This window comes from Arcicella rosea (assembly GCF_014204325.1).
In the GTDB taxonomy this organism is placed as follows: Bacteria; Bacteroidota; Bacteroidia; order Cytophagales; family Spirosomataceae; genus Arcicella; species Arcicella rosea_A.
Map to the genome: position 1 here is coordinate 104,292 of NZ_JACHKT010000010.1, position 16,034 is coordinate 120,325.

A 16,034-nucleotide genomic window follows, 5' to 3' on the forward strand; every position below is an offset into this window, starting at 1 on the left:
AACTTGCACCCCAATTCAAATATCAACAAAAAACCAACAGAGATGAATTTTCCAGCAGAGCTTCGTTATACAAAAGAACATGAATGGGTAAAATTAGAAGGTGATATCGCTATAGTAGGCATCACAGATTTTGCACAAAGTGAATTAGGTGATATTGTATATGTAGAAATTGAAACAGCAGGACAAACCTTAGCACAAGACGAAATTTTTGGTTCAGTAGAAGCCGTTAAAACTGTTTCTGATTTATTTTTACCAATCGCTGGTGAAATTTTGGAAGTGAATGAGGCTTTAGTTAATGCCCCTGAATTAGTAAATTCTGACCCTTATGGTGAAGGTTGGATGATTAAAATGAAGGTTGCTAACATCGCTGATGTTGAAGCTTTGATGGATACAGATACTTACAAAGAACACGTTGGACATTAATCCAAAACAGATACTTTATAAAGCCCTGACAATCAGGGCTTTTTTTTGATACAAAAAGCCCAAGACCAAAACAATCTCTTTTTTCAATCTGTGGTAAAACATAAATATGAAAACTCTTATTCGTTCCGTTAAAATAGTTAGTAAAAACAGCGACCTCAACGGTCAGGTGAAAGATATTTTTGTCGAAAATGGTAACATTCTTCACATTGAAAATGACATCCATTTAGAAGCCGATGAAGTTATTGAAGGTAAAAATATTTGCGTATCAATTGGTTGGTTCGATTTGCGAGTTCATCCAAAAGAACCTGGCAACGAATACAAAGAAAGTTTTCAATCTATGGAAGCCGCAGCCTTAGCAGGTGGTTTTTCTGAAATTGCTTTATTGCCGAATACCAAGCCTGTCGTTCAATCTCGTGAGAGTGTCAATTATTTAAAAAGAGCTGGTGAAAAAGTAAAATTTCACCCAATGGCTGCCGTGACGTTAAAATGTGAAGGGAAAGATTTCACAGAAATGATTGACCTTCACCAAGCGGGTGCAGTAGCTTTTACGGATGGTGAACATCCAATCCAAAATCCTGATATTTTCTTAAAAACATTACAATATCTTTCACAATTTGGCGGAGTACTTATCAATCGTCCCGAAGACAGTAACCTTACTCATTTCGGACAAATGCACGATGGTATCATGAGTACTTTTTTAGGCATGAAAGGAATGCCACAAATGGCAGAAGAAATTATGTTGATGCGTGATTTAAAGCTACTGGAATATGTTTTGAATACGCCTTTTACTGAATTACCAGTTGATAAAAGTATTTTACATTTCTCTGGAATCTCTTCTGCCGAATCTGTCAACTTAATCAGAATGGGGAAAGACATTGGCTTGCCAATTACTTGTGATGTTTATGCGCATCAGCTTTGCTTTACCGAAAATGATTTGGCAGATTTCAATACCAATTTCAAAGTAAATCCTCCGTTTCGTACACAAGAAGACCTTGACGCACTTTGGGAAGGTTTGGAAGATGGAACAATTGATGCCATCGCTTCTGATCATAATCCACAAGACGAAGAATCTAAAAAATTAGAATTCGATATGGCTGAATTTGGCGTAATTGGTTTAGAAACCCTTTTTGCAGCGATTAATACTTTTAACGAAAAAATTTCGCTAGAAGAATTGATAGAAAAAATCACCGTGAATCCTCGCAAAATACTTCAATTGCCTATTCCAAGCATTGCTGTAGGAGAAAAAGCCAACTTGACTGTTTTCTCTGAAGATGAAGAATGGGTTTATCGTGAGAAAAAAATCATTTCAGCTTCCAAAAACTCTCCTTTTATCGGCAAAACATTAAGAGGAAAAGCGATAAGAGTAATTGTTTAGCTGTGAGCTATAGCCTTGAGCTGTGAGCTTATTTAATTGTATTATACAAAAACTCAAAGCTCAAAGCTCACAGCTAAATCATCATTTTACCAACACAAAAATGTTTAATAAATCGTTTACAAAAACAATTATCATATACGGTTTTATTGCTGGGCTACTTACTTTGGCGTACTGTCTGTTGATTAATAACATTGGACAAATTCCACTTGATGGCAAAAAAGCCCCTTCAATGTTTTTCAGCATTTTGATGATGGTTTTGGCTGTAAAAAATTACCGCAAGCATAATCCTGATGAAACACTTCATTTTTGGGAAGGATTTGCCGTAGCCAATCTGACCAATATTTTCGGAGCTTGTGTGAGTGCACTGGGTTTATATTTTTGGTTAAGTGCAAATGGAAATACTATTTTGGCAGATTATATCAAACAAACAATTGATATGCTGAATGTTCCAGCAGTAAAAAATGGCTATGTAAAAGAGATGGGAATTGCTTCTTTTAATACAATTGTTGAAGCATTTAAAATCTTATCGCCTAAAGACATTGCTATTGATGAAATATTTGGCTTAAAAGGAAAAATGCCTCTTGGAATACTCGTTTCTATTATGATTTCTTTGTATTTTAGAAGACAATATCAATACATAAAAAAACCTTAAACTTCAAACAATGGAAAGCCAAACTACAACCACCAGAATTGCCCTAAAATGGGGACTTATCGCAGGGATTATCTCCATCATTTTATCAGTTGCTACACAACTTTTAGGGGTTAAAAACAGTGAAAATATATCCATCGGTTTCTTTTTATTTTTAATCGCTTTTGCCTTTACTTGTTTGATACAAGTACTAGCCATGAACGACTATAAAAGTCAAAACAATGGCTTCATGAGCTACAGTGAAGGTTTGGGCATTGGTTTACTTTCTGGCACTATTTGGGGCGTAGTTTCAGGTGGTTTCAATATTATTTATGTGAAATATATTGATAATTCTGAAATGGTAAAACAAGCTAACCTAATGAGACAAAAAATGGAAGAACAAGGTGCTACGGATGAACAAATGGAATTGAATGAAAAAATCATTTCTTATGCTACTGACCCAAGCCTTACTTTTATTTTCACCGTTATAATAGGTTTTATTGGTGGTTTAATCGTTTCTCTGGTCATTTCAGCCATTCTAAAAAAAGAAAAATCAATTTTTGAATAATCTTTCCCAAGCTACAGAGTTATTGATAGCAAAGCACAGAATTCATTTTCAAATTTTAAATTACCATGTATCAAATCTTCAAAAAAGAAGTAAATACTTTCCTTAGTTCTATTGTTGGTTATATTGTTATCGGTGTTTTTTTTACCGCAACAGGATTGTTCGTATGGTTTTTTAAAGATAATATTCTTGATTATGGCTTTGCAGATTTATCTTCATTCTTTCAAATTGCTCCTTTTATTTTCTTGTTTTTGATTCCCGCTACTACGATGCGGGCTTTTGCCGAGGAAGTAAAATCTGGCACGATTGAATTACTCTTTACCAAACCGCTTTCAACTTGGCAAATCATTTTAGGCAAATACTTTGCAAGTTGTTACTTGGTTTTTCTAGCACTTTTACCTACTACTTTATACTATTATTCGGTCTATCAACTAGGTAATCCGCAAGGAAATATAGATTCTGCCGCAGTGCTTAGTTCGTATTTGGGTTTATTCTTTTTGGCTTGTGTTTTTGCAGCAATTGGTATATTTACTTCTTCTTTGACCGATAACCAAGTAACAGCATTTATCTTAGCATTTACACTTTGTCTTATTCTTTACTATGGAATTGGTCAATTAGCTCAATTACCTCTCTTGGGCGACTTTGCATATATTTTTGCACAAATTGGTTTAGATTACCAATATGATGCACTCGGTAGAGGTTTGATTGATTCCAGAAATGTTATTTATTTTATCTCAGTCATTTTCTTAGCTCTTTGGGGAACGAAGTTGAAATTATCAACGATTAGACTTTAAGATACAAGAAACAAGAAGCAAGATTTTAGAGTTAAGACTTGAGGATTTTGAGACTTGAGGACTTAAAGATTAAAGATGCAAGAAACAAGATTTTAGAATCAAGACTTGAGAATTACAAAATTTAAAGATTTTAGTTACAAGATTTTAGGAGTGAACTATTTGATATAAATATCCTAAGAGGATAAAACCACAACTCACTAAATCACTCATTCACAACTATTCAACCTTATGTTATTTCACAATATTACTTACAATATCGACGTCAATTCAGAACAGGATTTTTTGGATTGGATGAGAAGTACGCATGTCCCAAATGTAATGATGACTGGATTTCCGAAAAGCTTCAAAATTTTGAAGTTATTAACGGAAATTGATAACGGTGGTGTTACGTATTCGTTTCAATATTTTTTCGACAGTATCGAAGGCTTTGAAGTTTTTGAAAATGATTATTTAGACGATTTGAACGATGCTGTCGATAAACGCTATCGAGGCAAATACGTTTTCTTCCCAAGTTTACTTCAAGATATTTCTTAGTTTGTATGCTTAAAACCTCTAAAAACCTAAACGATGAAAACATTATTACTCTTATTGACACTTCTTTCAGCCTGTTTTACTGTAAATGCACAAGATTTTTACAAAGCTGATAGCACAAAAACTACTCCTAATTTATACATCATTCGCTTGAAAGATGGAACTCAATTGATAGGCAGAATTATTGAACAAAACACTGTTCAAAGTAAAATTCAAACGGATAATTTGGGTTTAGTCACAGTTGATGTTGCTCAGATTTTAAGTGTTGAATTCTACGATAAAAACAAACCTACAAGTAATAAGCCTTATTATCCCAACCGTTTTGCAAATCGACTTCTTGTTGCTCCTACTGGTTTTGCTATGGAAAAAGAAGCTATAGAATATCATAATATTCTGTTCTATTACAGCGAATTTGCAGCAGCTTTAGGCGAAAGATTAAGTTTGGGTTTTGGTTTTTTTACCGTTATTCCTACGCAATTCTATTCCATAAAAGCCAAAGTAAATATCATTTCAAAGGAAAGATTCAATTTCTCAGTCACAGGAAATCACATGGGTGGAAAAGAAATTGGAAGTACTTCTATCATTATTCCATCATTTAGTTTTGGCAAAAAAGAAAGCTTTTTTAATGTCAGTCCTGTTTTCTTCACAGAAGATACTAATGGTGGTTTCGGACTATCATTAGGATACATGAAAAAAGCCTCGCCTAATCTTACTTTTTTTACCGAAAATTTCTTTGCACTGGGTAACGGATTAAGTGTTGAAGACGGCTTTGTCTTTTCAGCTGGCTTGCGTTTTGATAGACCAAGACATGCTTTTGATATAAACATTCTTGTTCCTACAGGTCTCTCTGACAATGATAATAATATCTATTTATTCCCGAGTGTAGGCTACCATTTAAAACTGAGTAAATAATACTATTTTATCGTTAAATCAGGATAATTCTTTGAGAGAATAAAGCTAATTTGTGTCATTATTCTCAAACAAAATCCAATTTAATTATGTCAGATACTAAACAACAAAACTCAAGACGGGATTTCCTCAAAACGGGTTCATTGGCCTTGGGTAGTTTTTTTATTGTACCTCGCCATGTACTTGGCAAAGGCTTTATTGCTCCAAGTGACAAGCTCAATATCGCAGCCATTGGTGCGGGAGGTAAAGGCACTTCAGATATTATCAATGCTTATAATAACGGAACTTCTAATGTAGTTGCTCTATGTGATGTAGATTTTGCAAGAACTAAAACTGCTTTTGATAAATTCCCCAATGCAAAAAAATACCGTGATTTCAGAGTAATGTTAGATGAAATGCGTTCGGATATTGATGCAGTAACGATTTCTACTCCCGATCATTTCCATGCCTATGCAGCAATGCAATGTATGCAAATGGGGAAACATGTATATGTTCAAAAACCTTTGACACATAATATCGCTGAGGCACGATTGCTAACAAATGCTGCTAGAAAATATAAAGTAGTTACACAAATGGGTAATCAGGGTTCTTCAAATCCAGCACAAAATGTTGCTGTTAAATGGTTTGAAGAAGGAAAAATCGGTAATGTTCATACTGTAAATATCTGGACAAACCGCCCAGTTTGGCCTCAAGGAATTCCTGTTCCTACCGACAAACCACCTTTAGTAGAATCAATGTCTCCAAAAGATTGGGATACTTGGGTTGGGCCTGCACAGTGGGTAGATTATCATCCGCTTTATCACCCATTCAAATGGCGTGGTTGGTGGAATTTTGGTACTGGTGCTTTGGGCGATATTGGTTGTCATACAATCGACTCTGCTTTCAGAATCCTTGGATTAGGTTATCCTACAGAAGTAGAATGTAGTGTTGGTGCAGTATTCATCAAAGATTGGACGCCTGAATATATTCCTGAAGGTTGTCCGCCATCATCGCACGTGGAGATTAAATTCCCTGCTACCAAAAAGAATAAATCACCGATGAAAATGATTTGGATGGATGGAGGTATCAGACCAATGCACCCAGATTTAATTCCAGCCAATGAAGCCATCAGTAACGATGGTGGAGCAAATGGTATTATTCTGACGGGAACAAAAGGCATCATGACTATCGGCATGTACGGAAACGACCCTAAAATTTACTTGAATTCAGGTGAAAGAATTGAAATGCCAAAAACTACTACTGAAGTAAAATCTTTACCAGAATATGGTCATCAAGTTAGTTGGACAGAAGCTTGTAAAGCGGGTTACGACAGTAAAGCACATAAAGCATTGACTTCTTCATTCGATTATTCTGGTCCACTGACTGAAACAGTTTTAATGGGTAACTTAGCCATCCGTAGTTATATGCTTCGTAAAAAGAATGAAAGAGGTAATTTTGATTTCTACGGAAGAAATAAATTGATTTGGAATGGTGCAGATATGAAGATTACGAATTTAGAAGATGCAAACCAATTCGTTGGTCGTGAATATCGTCAAGGTTGGAAAATTGCAGATTTATAATTTCCCAGTTCTTAAAATCAAAAAGACAATCCAATTGGGTTGTCTTTTTGATTTTAAGAAGAATCATCATTAATCTACTTCCGCCTTATTTACTCTTTTTGGAGTAGCCTTGCCATCAACCATCGACTTCGCTCCTACTGCTATGGCACGAATCATGTTGGTCATGTGTTTCATATCAAGACTTTCAAATTCATCATCTACTGAATGATATAATTTATCAATATCAATTTGATCTGAAGAAATAGAATGTGCAGGTACGCCCAATCTAGCCAATGTAGCATTGTCTGAACGGTAAAATAAATTCTGTTCAGTGTAAGGGTCTGGATGAAAACTATAAGGACTTCCTTTTACGGCTTCTTGCAAAATTGTTCCAAAATCAGAGCGTTCAAAACCTGTAATAAAAGCTGAATTTGCTCCAAATTTAGAAGCCTTACCAATCATTTCAATGTTGAACATCGCTACAATTTCATCAGGATTCAATTGTTTTGAAAAATATTGTGAACCATAACCACCAATTTCTTCCGCAGTAAAGCATACAAAAATCAAAGTACGTTCTGGTTTCCCTTGCTTTTTGAAGTAATCTGCTAAAGCAACAACTGCCGTTGTTCCAGAGGCATCGTCATCGGCACCATTAGCAATTGAATCACCTTCAACGGCCTTTTGATAGCCAAGATGATCGTAATGTCCTGAGAAAACTACATATTCATTCGCTCTTTTTCCAGGAATTACTCCTGCAACATTCGCTAATGGAAGCGTCTCTACTTTATTAGTCAACTCAGCTTTGATGTCATTTACTTGTACCGAATCGGCTAAAATAAAGAGTTGCGATTCCCCTTTTCCAAGACTTTCCTTCATCGAACTGCTATTAAAACGACGGTGATAATTTGCAAATGTTTTCTGATGCTTAGGATTTACCAGTACCACAGCATCTACTTTCTTGCTTAAAATCTCGCCAAAAGCCTTTCTATAATTAGCATTTTCGCCAATATAAAATACTTGTTTCGGGCTAGTCCAAGCAATGCTTTCGTGACCAGTCATAAAGAAATACTTGTCTTTACCAATTTCAGTATCGTTTAACACAACAGTAGATTGCTCTGGTTTGAGCGAATACATACTAAATTTTTGTTCGAAAGAATTCAATCCAGTTAAAGGTTTTAATCCGATTCTTTTGAACTCAGCTTGTAAGAAAATAGAAGCCTTTTCAATACCAGGTGTAAAAGTTCTTCTACCCATCATGTCATCAGCACTCAAAGTCTTAACAATTCTTTCTACTTCTGTCTGTTTGATGCTTGATTGTGCGAATCCATAATGAGAAACCATTAGCGATAAAATCAATGTAATTACTCTTTTCATATTTGCATTTTTTCTTACAAAAATAGCCGAATCCATTTTCAAATAATGTGATTCAATTATTAATTTCAAAAAATTAGCTGAACGGCATCTATCAAAAACAAAAGCTTTTTAAATAGGTCAATGGTGAGATAAAATTTTCTGATTTTTTGTCGCTGCATCGTGCAGGAAGGAAATATCACTCAATAATTCGTCGCTCCAAATCGGAGCAAAGAAATATCACTCGTAAATGCGTCGCTCCAATTCGGAGCAAGCATATATCACTCGTAAATGCGTCGCTCCAATTCGGAGCAAGCATATATCACTCGTAAATGCGTCGCTCCAACTTGGAGCAAGCAAATATCACTTGTAAATTTGTCACTCCAACTTGGAGGAAGAAAATTTCCCCTATTACTTACTAAAAAAATCGGGCTAAGTAAATGTTGATAGCATTTACTTAGCCCGATTAAAATTTGAAGCGTTTATTCTTTAGTCAACAAATCTAAAAATTCTATTCCAACGAATTTTACTCAAGAAGTTTTTATTAGGATCTAAAGACATCCAAATAAATACTGCTTTTCCAACAATGTGGTCAGCAGGAACAAAACCCCAATAACGAGAATCCGCTGAATGATGGCGGTTATCGCCCATCATAAAGTAATAATCTTGTTTGAAAGTATAAGAAGTAATCGTTTTGCCATCAACCATAATTCTATGTCCATCGATGACAACATTTTGATTTCCTTCGTAATACTTAATGATGTATTTGTATTTATCTACATTGCCTGAATCCAACTTGATTGTCAAACCTTTATTAGGAATCAGTAATGGCCCGTAATTATCTCTATTCCAAGCGTATGAATACGAAGTTCCAAACATTGGTGTGTCACCATCATCGTTAGTATTACCCTCTTGTCCATCTTGTATACCTTTTGGCATAAAGACTTTTTTAATATCTTGTACCCAAACTTTCTTTTTCAACTCGTCGATATTATCCTGAGAGGTATTAATAATGTACCTAAAGCTACTCTTTGTAGAATCAAGACTACGAATTTCATCATCACCCATGGGTAATGTTATATTATCATTAGGTCCACCTGTCGCATCAAAACCATTGGTAATGCCCATTTCTTCAAAGGTAGCTATTTCTTGTTCGCCCAAGGTTTGCAAATCTTGTTTGGCATATAGCAAATACTTATGCTGCATCTTTACAGGATTTTCCATTGGTTTTCCGTCGATATACACCTGCGTATCACGAATTTCCAACGTTTTCCCCGGCGTTCCAATACAACGTTTGATGTAGTAAGTTCTTAAATCAACTGGAGCATCACCATCTGGCGTATAATTTGGCACATTGAATACAACCGCATCGCCTTGTTTTACCTCTGAAAAACCTGGTAAACGTTTGATAGGTAAATCTAACCAACGCAAATAAGAAGGAATATCTGTTCCCCAAATTTTTTGGTGAGTAAGTGGTACTTGAAGAGGCGTTTTGGGAGTTCTAACCCCATAATGTAATTTACTTACAAAAAGGAAATCGCCAACCATCAATGAGCTTTCCATTGAAGGCGTTGGAATGGTATAAGCTTCAAAGAAGAAGAAACGTATTAAAGTTGCCGCTACTACCGCAAATACTACAGAATCAATCCATTCACGGAAAGGTGATTTTTGTTTAGGTTGTTTTTTTTCTGACATTTTTATATTGTTGGAAATGTTTCCAATGGTTAGTCGTAAAGTTGATAAAAGAATTACAGTTTAGCTGTGAGCTGTGAGTGATGAGCTATGAGCTTTTGAAAATCAGTAAAGGCTAAAGCTCATAGCTAAAGGCTCAAAGCTGTTAGCTTAAAACTACAAAGCTAACAAATCATTCATGCCAAAAACACCTTTCTTACCTACAATCCATTCAGCTGCAACAACCGCTCCTAAAGCAAAACCTTCACGACCATGTGCTACGTGCGAGATTTCAATTTGATCAATGTCTGAAATGTATTTTACAATATGTGTTCCGGGAACTTTGCCTTCACGAGCAGACCAAATGGCTACTTCGTTTTCAGCTGGAATTTCGTTATTAATCCATTTACTTTTTCCTTCAAGGTTTTCAATCAATCCTTCTGCAATGGTAATTGCAGTACCTGATGGAGAATCTTTCTTTTCTGTATGATGGATTTCAGTTGTTGAAACAGTATATTGTTTCTGAGGACTTATCAATTTAGCTAACATCTTGTTCAATTGAAAAAAGATATTTACGCCAATTGAATAATTAGATGACCAAAAGAAAGCTCCATTTTTTTCAATAGCAAGTGCTTCAACTTCAGGCTTATTTTCAAGCCAACCAGTTGTTCCACACACTACAGGAAAACCTTTCTTGATACAGGCTTTTACATTTTCAAAAGCAGAAGAAGGATGGCTAAATTCAATGACTGCATCTACTTGTGCAGTGGTTAATGCTTCAAAATCTTGACGATTATTAACATCAATGCGGGCAACAATAGTATGACCTCGGTCTAAGGCAATTTTCTCAATAACCTTTCCCATTTTGCCATAACCGAGTAAAACAATATTCATAGTAATAAATTGATTGTGTAATTGAATATTTCCCGAAGGATTAATTATGTTTGATTTTTATTTAAAAGCAAAAGTAAGTTTAGCACCGTAAACAGCATTCATCATATCAGGACTTATGAGCGTTGGCTGAATTTTAAATGAAATGTCGTCAGTCAAGTCAAAGGTTTTTAAATGTGCTGTTACATTCGCATCAATGATGTTGGCAACCCAAACCACGGCAATGAATAAATATGAGCCGTCTCTGTTTCTACGATACCCATTCACAAAAGTATTGAGTTGTGAAGATGTAACTTCTCGTTGCGTTCCGCTTTCGTCTCCATAAAGTGTGATTTTAGCGCTTGACGGCGGACTTGTCACTTGAAAATTATTAATGTATTGCTGTTTGTAATATGAATATTTAGCTTGGTTGGTAATGATATAGTAAATATTCACAGCAAAACCACCATATACTAAAGGTAATTTCCAATACTGACGATTGTAAATTTGTCCCCAACCTGGTACCATTGCCGAGCGTAACGTTGCTACTCTTGGAATGATTTTATAAGGCGTTTTTACAGAATCTTTCTTAGCGATGGTATTTGTCACGGAGTCTTTTAGACTAACAATATTACTTTCTTTCAATACCTGAGCTTGCGTAGGTAGCAAACTTCCTATGAAAAAAAATAAAGCTATAAGTAATTTCTTCATTTTAGTTTTTTGAACTTCAACGCAAAATTACCGCTAATATTCCGTCTGGTGAAGGGTAATTAAGATTTTTTAAGAGAAAAATCCAGTCCTTTTCATGATAGAAGGACTGGATTTTCAACTAAGCTTTGATGGCTAATAAGATTTTATCTAATTCTTCTTGAGAAGTAAATGGAATTTTAATTTCACCTTTTCCTTTATCATCTGCTTTTACAGTTACTTTCGCCCCAAAATAGGCTTGTAAACGGAATTGCAAACTTCTAATTTCCTGTTTTACTCCTCCGCCGATTGCTTTTTTTGCTGTATTTACCAAAGAGGCATTTGCTAATTCACGAACGGCTTCTTCAACTTTTCTTACCGACCAATCGTCCGCAATAGTTTTCTGAAAAATATCTAATTGTTGTTCTCTATCTGGAATATTAATAATCGCACGAGCATGACCCATCGAAATTCTCGTATCTCTTAATGCTACTTGAATCACATCAGGCAATTTCAACAAACGGATATAGTTATTAACTGTTGTGCGGTTCTTTCCTACTCTATCGCCTAATTCTTCTTGTTTCAAAGAACATTCTGTAATCAACCTTTGGTAGCTCAATGCAATTTCTATAGCATTCAAGTTTTCACGTTGAATGTTTTCGATTAATGCCATTTCTAGCATTTGTTGATCGTCAGCAGTACGTACATAAGCTGGAATGCTTTTCAAGCCCGCTCTTTTAGAAGCTTGCAAACGACGCTCACCAGAAATTAACTGAAATTTATTGGGTGCAATTTGACGAACGGTAATCGGCTGAATAATACCTTGAACTCTAATTGAATCAGCCAATTCATTCAACGCTTCTTCATCAAAATGTGTTCTTGGTTGATACGGATTGGTTTCAATTAAATCAACCGAAATTTCGTTCATCGAACTAATTTGCTCTAAACGTGTAGGGCGTTCGATGGGCGTTGCAGGTTGACGAGGCTGCGTGTTATTTACTTCGTCCGAATCTTGAAGTAAAGCTCCTAAGCCTCTACCAAGTCCGACACGTTTTTTTACTGCTGGGATTTCTACTTTACTCATTTCTTATACGATGATATAGAACAGATTTTTCGGGATGGAAATTTCCAAAAGGAAAAATCTACTCTTGTGTTACATATCCATTTTTAGCCAAAACCTCACGAGCGAGGTTCAAGTAACTAATTGCACCTTTACTTTCCGAATCGTGTGCAATGGCTGGAACACCAAAACTTGGAGATTCTGAAAGACGAATATTTCTAGGAATGATGGTATTGAATACCATGTTATGAAAATGGGCTGTTACTTCTGCTACAACTTGGTTCGACAAACGTACTCTTAAATCATACATTGTCAATAAAATACCTTCAATCGCCAAATTGGTATTCAAACGAGATTGAATAATTTTCACGGTATTCAATAACTTTCCAAGTCCTTCTAATGCAAAATATTCACATTGTACAGGAATTATCACAGAATCAGCGGCTGTAAGGGCATTAATGGTGATTAAACCCAAAGAAGGTGAACAGTCGATAATGATAAAATCATAGTTATCAAGAATAACACTTAATGATTCTTTCATTTTTTGTTCACGGTCACGAAGGTTAATCATCTCAATTTCAGCACCAACCAAATCAATGTGTGAAGGAATAATATGCAGATAAGGTAAATCTGTCGCAATGATAATATCTTGGACGTTTACTCCATCAACCATACATTCATAAATTGAATTTTCAATTTCCTTTGGATTAAACCCTAAACCTGAAGTAGAGTTTGCCTGAGGGTCAGCATCAACAATGAGTGTTCTGAATTCGAGAGCGGCCAAACTTGCCGCCAAGTTAATAGTGGTTGTCGTTTTTCCAACTCCTCCTTTTTGGTTGGCTATGGCAATTATTTTCCCCATCTTGGATTTTTCTGAGTTACAGTTTTTTTAAGCTAGGCATTCACGAACAGACAAACAGGTAAAAGAAGTAAAAACTAAAAAAGACAAATCTTACTCCTTTATTCCTACAAGCTGATTCACAATTCCCAGTACCTCAAATAACAGACTTCAAATATCGTCCATTCCGATCACATAAGCAAAGAGTGTTCCACAAAATGTTTCACGATTGCTGATTTATAAGTATAATACAATAAATGATTCAGTATTAACAATCAATTAGCTTGACAATTTTATGAGCTAAAATGATTATTTTTATTTTGCAAAAAATTAGATTAAGACAATAAAAATGATGATTTTTAGATATAAATAGCAACAAAGTACAAATAATAGACATTCGACATATTTTTAGAGCTATAGCGAAAATTGTTTCTAAAATTCAGAAAATGTATTTTAGCATAATTTTGGAGTATTTAATCTTAACATTTTATTTACATTTCATTCATATACTTTATTAACAAATTTATTTTATGACATCAAAATCTATTGAAACCGAAGGGGTTCAAAAATCTAATAGCTATCCCAAGGCTGTTCCCTATATTATTGGAAATGAAGCCGCAGAGCGTTTTAGTTTTTATGGGATGCGTTCTATCCTTCCTACTTTTTTGATTGCACAGTTTTTCAATCCAACTTTCAATCCGCTTCTTCAACAAACAGCCGAAGCTCAGTCCAACCAAAAAGTACACATGTTTGTTGCCTTGGCATACATTATGCCTATTGTAGGTGGTATTGCGGCTGACTGGTTTTTCGGAAAGTATAAAGTGATATTATATGTCTCTATTTTATATTGTTTTGGACATTTAATGTTAGCGATGTTTGATACTGACCTTGCTTTATTTTCATTAGGTATGACGGTTATCGCAGCGGGTGCAGGTGGAATTAAATCTAACGTTTCAGCCAATGTGGGCGACCAATTCGACAAAACCAATGAGCATTTCATGTCTAAAGTATATGGATGGTTTTACTTCTCTATCAATGCTGGTTCTGTCGTATCAAATCTTTGTATTCCAATTGTTTATGCAAAATATGGTGCTGCTTGGGCATTTGGTATTCCAGGTATTTTAATGGCTTTGGCTACAATTATTTTCTTTTTAGGTAGAAATAAATATGTAAAAGTGCCTCCAATGGGTATTAATAGAAATAATTTCATTTTCATTTCTTTCAATGCACTGGTAAATATGGGCAAGAAAGTAAAAGGTGAACATTGGCTAGATGTCGCTAAAGCAAATTATGACCCACAAAAAGTTGATGACATAAAAGCCGTTTATCGTTTAATCATCGTATTTGCATTTATTCCAATTTTCTGGGCTTTATGGGATCAAAATTTGTCGGAATGGGTTTTGCAAGCTCAAAAAATCGATTTAAACACAGGATTAGGCTTCGCTTTATTACCAGAACAAGTTCAAGTATTCAACCCTTTCTTTTTAGTAAGCTTTATTCCTATTTTTACCTATTTTGTGTATCCTTTCTTCGAAAAATTGGGTATCAAAACAACGCCATTACGTCGTTTAGGTGTTGGCTTTTTCTTAACAGCTTTATCTTTCGTGATTATAGCCTTGATTCAAGAAAGTATTGATGCTGGTGGTAAGCCTTCTGTGTGGTGGCAAGTATTGGCTTATTTGATTTTGGCTTGGGGTGAAATCTTGGTTTCAATTACTGGTTTAGAATATGCTTATACCAATTCGCCAAAATCTATGAAATCGACGATGACTGCTATTTTCTATTCAACTGTTTCTATTGGAAATTTAGCCGTTTCGCTTATCAACGAAAATATTGCTAACAAAGGCTTCTTTGCTCAATTAGATGGTGCTAAATATTTCTGGTTTTTTGCAGCATTGATGTTTGCTTCATTCCTTGTTTATATTTCTATTGCTTCAAGAATGAAAGAAACTCGTTATGTTGGAGTAGCGGAGTAAATTTTAAAAGAAGCAAGACTTTAGATACAAGAAGAAAGATTTTTTAAAAGTAAAACTAAAAAAAATATTGTGTCTTGTATCTAAAGTCTTACTTCTTTCATCTTCAAAATTAACACCCCATGGAAGAACAACACTTAGAAAGCTCGGATTTTATTAAAGATATTGTTATTGGTATGTCTGACGGACTGACCGTCCCATTCGCTTTGGCGGCTGGGCTTTCGGGAGCCGTAGCGAATACTTCTATCATTACGACGGCTGGAATTGCTGAAATTGTAGCTGGTTCAATTGCGATGGGCTTGGGTGGTTTTCTTGCAGGACAAACTGAAGTAGAACATTACGATGCTGAACTAAAACGAGAATACGAAGAAGTAGAAAAAGTACCCGAACGTGAAAAAGAAGAAGTAAGAGAAATATTTGCTGACTACGGTTTGGACGAAGAAGCACAGATTATCGTAGTTGAAGCTCTTTCAAAAGACAAAAAGAAATGGGTGGATTTTATGATGAAATTTGAATTAGGTTTAGAAAAACCAGATATTAACCGAGCTAGAAATTCTGCTTTAACGATTGGTACTGCCTACATCGTTGGTGGTATTATTCCGCTTGCTCCTTATTTTTTTGTAGAGGATGCTCATCAAGGATTACTTTATTCTATGGCAGTAACTTTGATGACGCTTTTTGTTTTTGGCTATTTTAAAAGTAAAGTAACAGGACAAAATCCTTTGACTGGTGCTATTAAAGTAACATTAATTGGTGCAGCCGCTGCGGGTGCAGCTTTCTTTGTTGCGAAGATGTTTGGAGGATAGCAGTTATGACTTGTAA

Annotated in this window: 16 protein-coding genes; 10 read left to right on the forward strand and 6 right to left on the reverse strand. The window is 35.2% G+C overall.

Translation table 11 applies throughout. The annotated features are described in order from the left end of the window. Window positions 1–42 precede the first annotated feature (42 nt). From gcvH to HNP25_RS08890, 8 genes are all read left to right on the forward strand, one after another. The gene (gcvH, locus tag HNP25_RS08855; protein WP_184133417.1) at window positions 43–423 is read left to right on the forward strand and encodes a glycine cleavage system protein GcvH; all 381 of its coding nucleotides are present in this window, start codon (window positions 43–45) and stop codon (window positions 421–423) included. Window positions 424–529: 106 nt separating this feature from the next. Continuing rightward, window positions 530–1,798 (forward strand): dihydroorotase, encoded by a 1,269-nt coding sequence (locus HNP25_RS08860; protein WP_184133419.1) that lies wholly within the window; start codon window positions 530–532, stop codon window positions 1,796–1,798. A 100-nt stretch (window positions 1,799–1,898) separates the two neighbouring features. After that, complete coding sequence (locus HNP25_RS08865) at window positions 1,899–2,450, forward strand: DUF4199 domain-containing protein (protein ID WP_184133421.1); 552 nt, start codon at window positions 1,899–1,901, stop codon at window positions 2,448–2,450. Window positions 2,451–2,460: 10 nt separating this feature from the next. Then, window positions 2,461–2,994, forward strand: coding sequence for a DUF4199 domain-containing protein (locus HNP25_RS08870; protein WP_184133423.1), 534 nt, complete (start codon window positions 2,461–2,463; stop codon window positions 2,992–2,994). A gap of 65 nt (window positions 2,995–3,059) precedes the next feature. Further along, complete coding sequence (gene gldF, locus HNP25_RS08875; RefSeq protein WP_184133425.1) at window positions 3,060–3,785, forward strand: gliding motility-associated ABC transporter permease subunit GldF; 726 nt, start codon at window positions 3,060–3,062, stop codon at window positions 3,783–3,785. Between the two features lie 228 nt (window positions 3,786–4,013). Beyond that, the gene (locus HNP25_RS08880) at window positions 4,014–4,319 is read left to right on the forward strand and encodes a DUF4286 family protein (protein ID WP_184133426.1); all 306 of its coding nucleotides are present in this window, start codon (window positions 4,014–4,016) and stop codon (window positions 4,317–4,319) included. Between the two features lie 33 nt (window positions 4,320–4,352). Next, on the forward strand, window positions 4,353–5,228 hold the full coding sequence (locus HNP25_RS08885; RefSeq protein WP_184133427.1) for a hypothetical protein: 876 nt from the start codon (window positions 4,353–4,355) through the stop codon (window positions 5,226–5,228). 86 nt (window positions 5,229–5,314) lie between these two features. Then, window positions 5,315–6,784 (forward strand): Gfo/Idh/MocA family protein, encoded by a 1,470-nt coding sequence (locus HNP25_RS08890; RefSeq protein WP_184133428.1) that lies wholly within the window; start codon window positions 5,315–5,317, stop codon window positions 6,782–6,784. Between the two features lie 69 nt (window positions 6,785–6,853). Here HNP25_RS08890 and HNP25_RS08895 read toward each other — a convergent pair whose 3' ends face one another. From HNP25_RS08895 to HNP25_RS08920, 6 genes are all read right to left on the reverse strand, one after another. Continuing rightward, entirely contained in the window at window positions 6,854–8,137 is a 1,284-nt protein-coding gene (locus HNP25_RS08895; protein WP_184133429.1) for a M28 family metallopeptidase, read from the reverse strand. A gap of 465 nt (window positions 8,138–8,602) precedes the next feature. Beyond that, the gene (lepB, locus tag HNP25_RS08900) at window positions 8,603–9,808 is read right to left on the reverse strand and encodes a signal peptidase I (protein ID WP_184133430.1); all 1,206 of its coding nucleotides are present in this window, start codon (window positions 9,806–9,808) and stop codon (window positions 8,603–8,605) included. Between the two features lie 153 nt (window positions 9,809–9,961). Continuing rightward, window positions 9,962–10,678 (reverse strand): 4-hydroxy-tetrahydrodipicolinate reductase, encoded by a 717-nt coding sequence (gene dapB, locus HNP25_RS08905; protein ID WP_184133431.1) that lies wholly within the window; start codon window positions 10,676–10,678, stop codon window positions 9,962–9,964. 57 nt (window positions 10,679–10,735) lie between these two features. Continuing rightward, entirely contained in the window at window positions 10,736–11,365 is a 630-nt protein-coding gene (locus HNP25_RS08910) for a DUF5683 domain-containing protein (protein WP_184133433.1), read from the reverse strand. Between the two features lie 118 nt (window positions 11,366–11,483). After that, on the reverse strand, window positions 11,484–12,425 hold the full coding sequence (locus tag HNP25_RS08915) for a ParB/RepB/Spo0J family partition protein (protein ID WP_184133435.1): 942 nt from the start codon (window positions 12,423–12,425) through the stop codon (window positions 11,484–11,486). A 58-nt stretch (window positions 12,426–12,483) separates the two neighbouring features. Beyond that, complete coding sequence (locus HNP25_RS08920) at window positions 12,484–13,263, reverse strand: ParA family protein (protein WP_184133437.1); 780 nt, start codon at window positions 13,261–13,263, stop codon at window positions 12,484–12,486. A gap of 506 nt (window positions 13,264–13,769) precedes the next feature. Between HNP25_RS08920 and HNP25_RS08925 the strand changes: the two genes are divergently transcribed. Both HNP25_RS08925 and HNP25_RS08930 read left to right on the forward strand, forming a co-directional pair. Then, complete coding sequence (locus tag HNP25_RS08925; RefSeq protein WP_184133439.1) at window positions 13,770–15,215, forward strand: POT-type proton-dependent oligopeptide transporter; 1,446 nt, start codon at window positions 13,770–13,772, stop codon at window positions 15,213–15,215. A 119-nt stretch (window positions 15,216–15,334) separates the two neighbouring features. Beyond that, window positions 15,335–16,018 (forward strand): VIT1/CCC1 transporter family protein, encoded by a 684-nt coding sequence (locus tag HNP25_RS08930; RefSeq protein WP_184133441.1) that lies wholly within the window; start codon window positions 15,335–15,337, stop codon window positions 16,016–16,018. The last annotated feature ends 16 nt before the right edge of the window (window positions 16,019–16,034 follow it).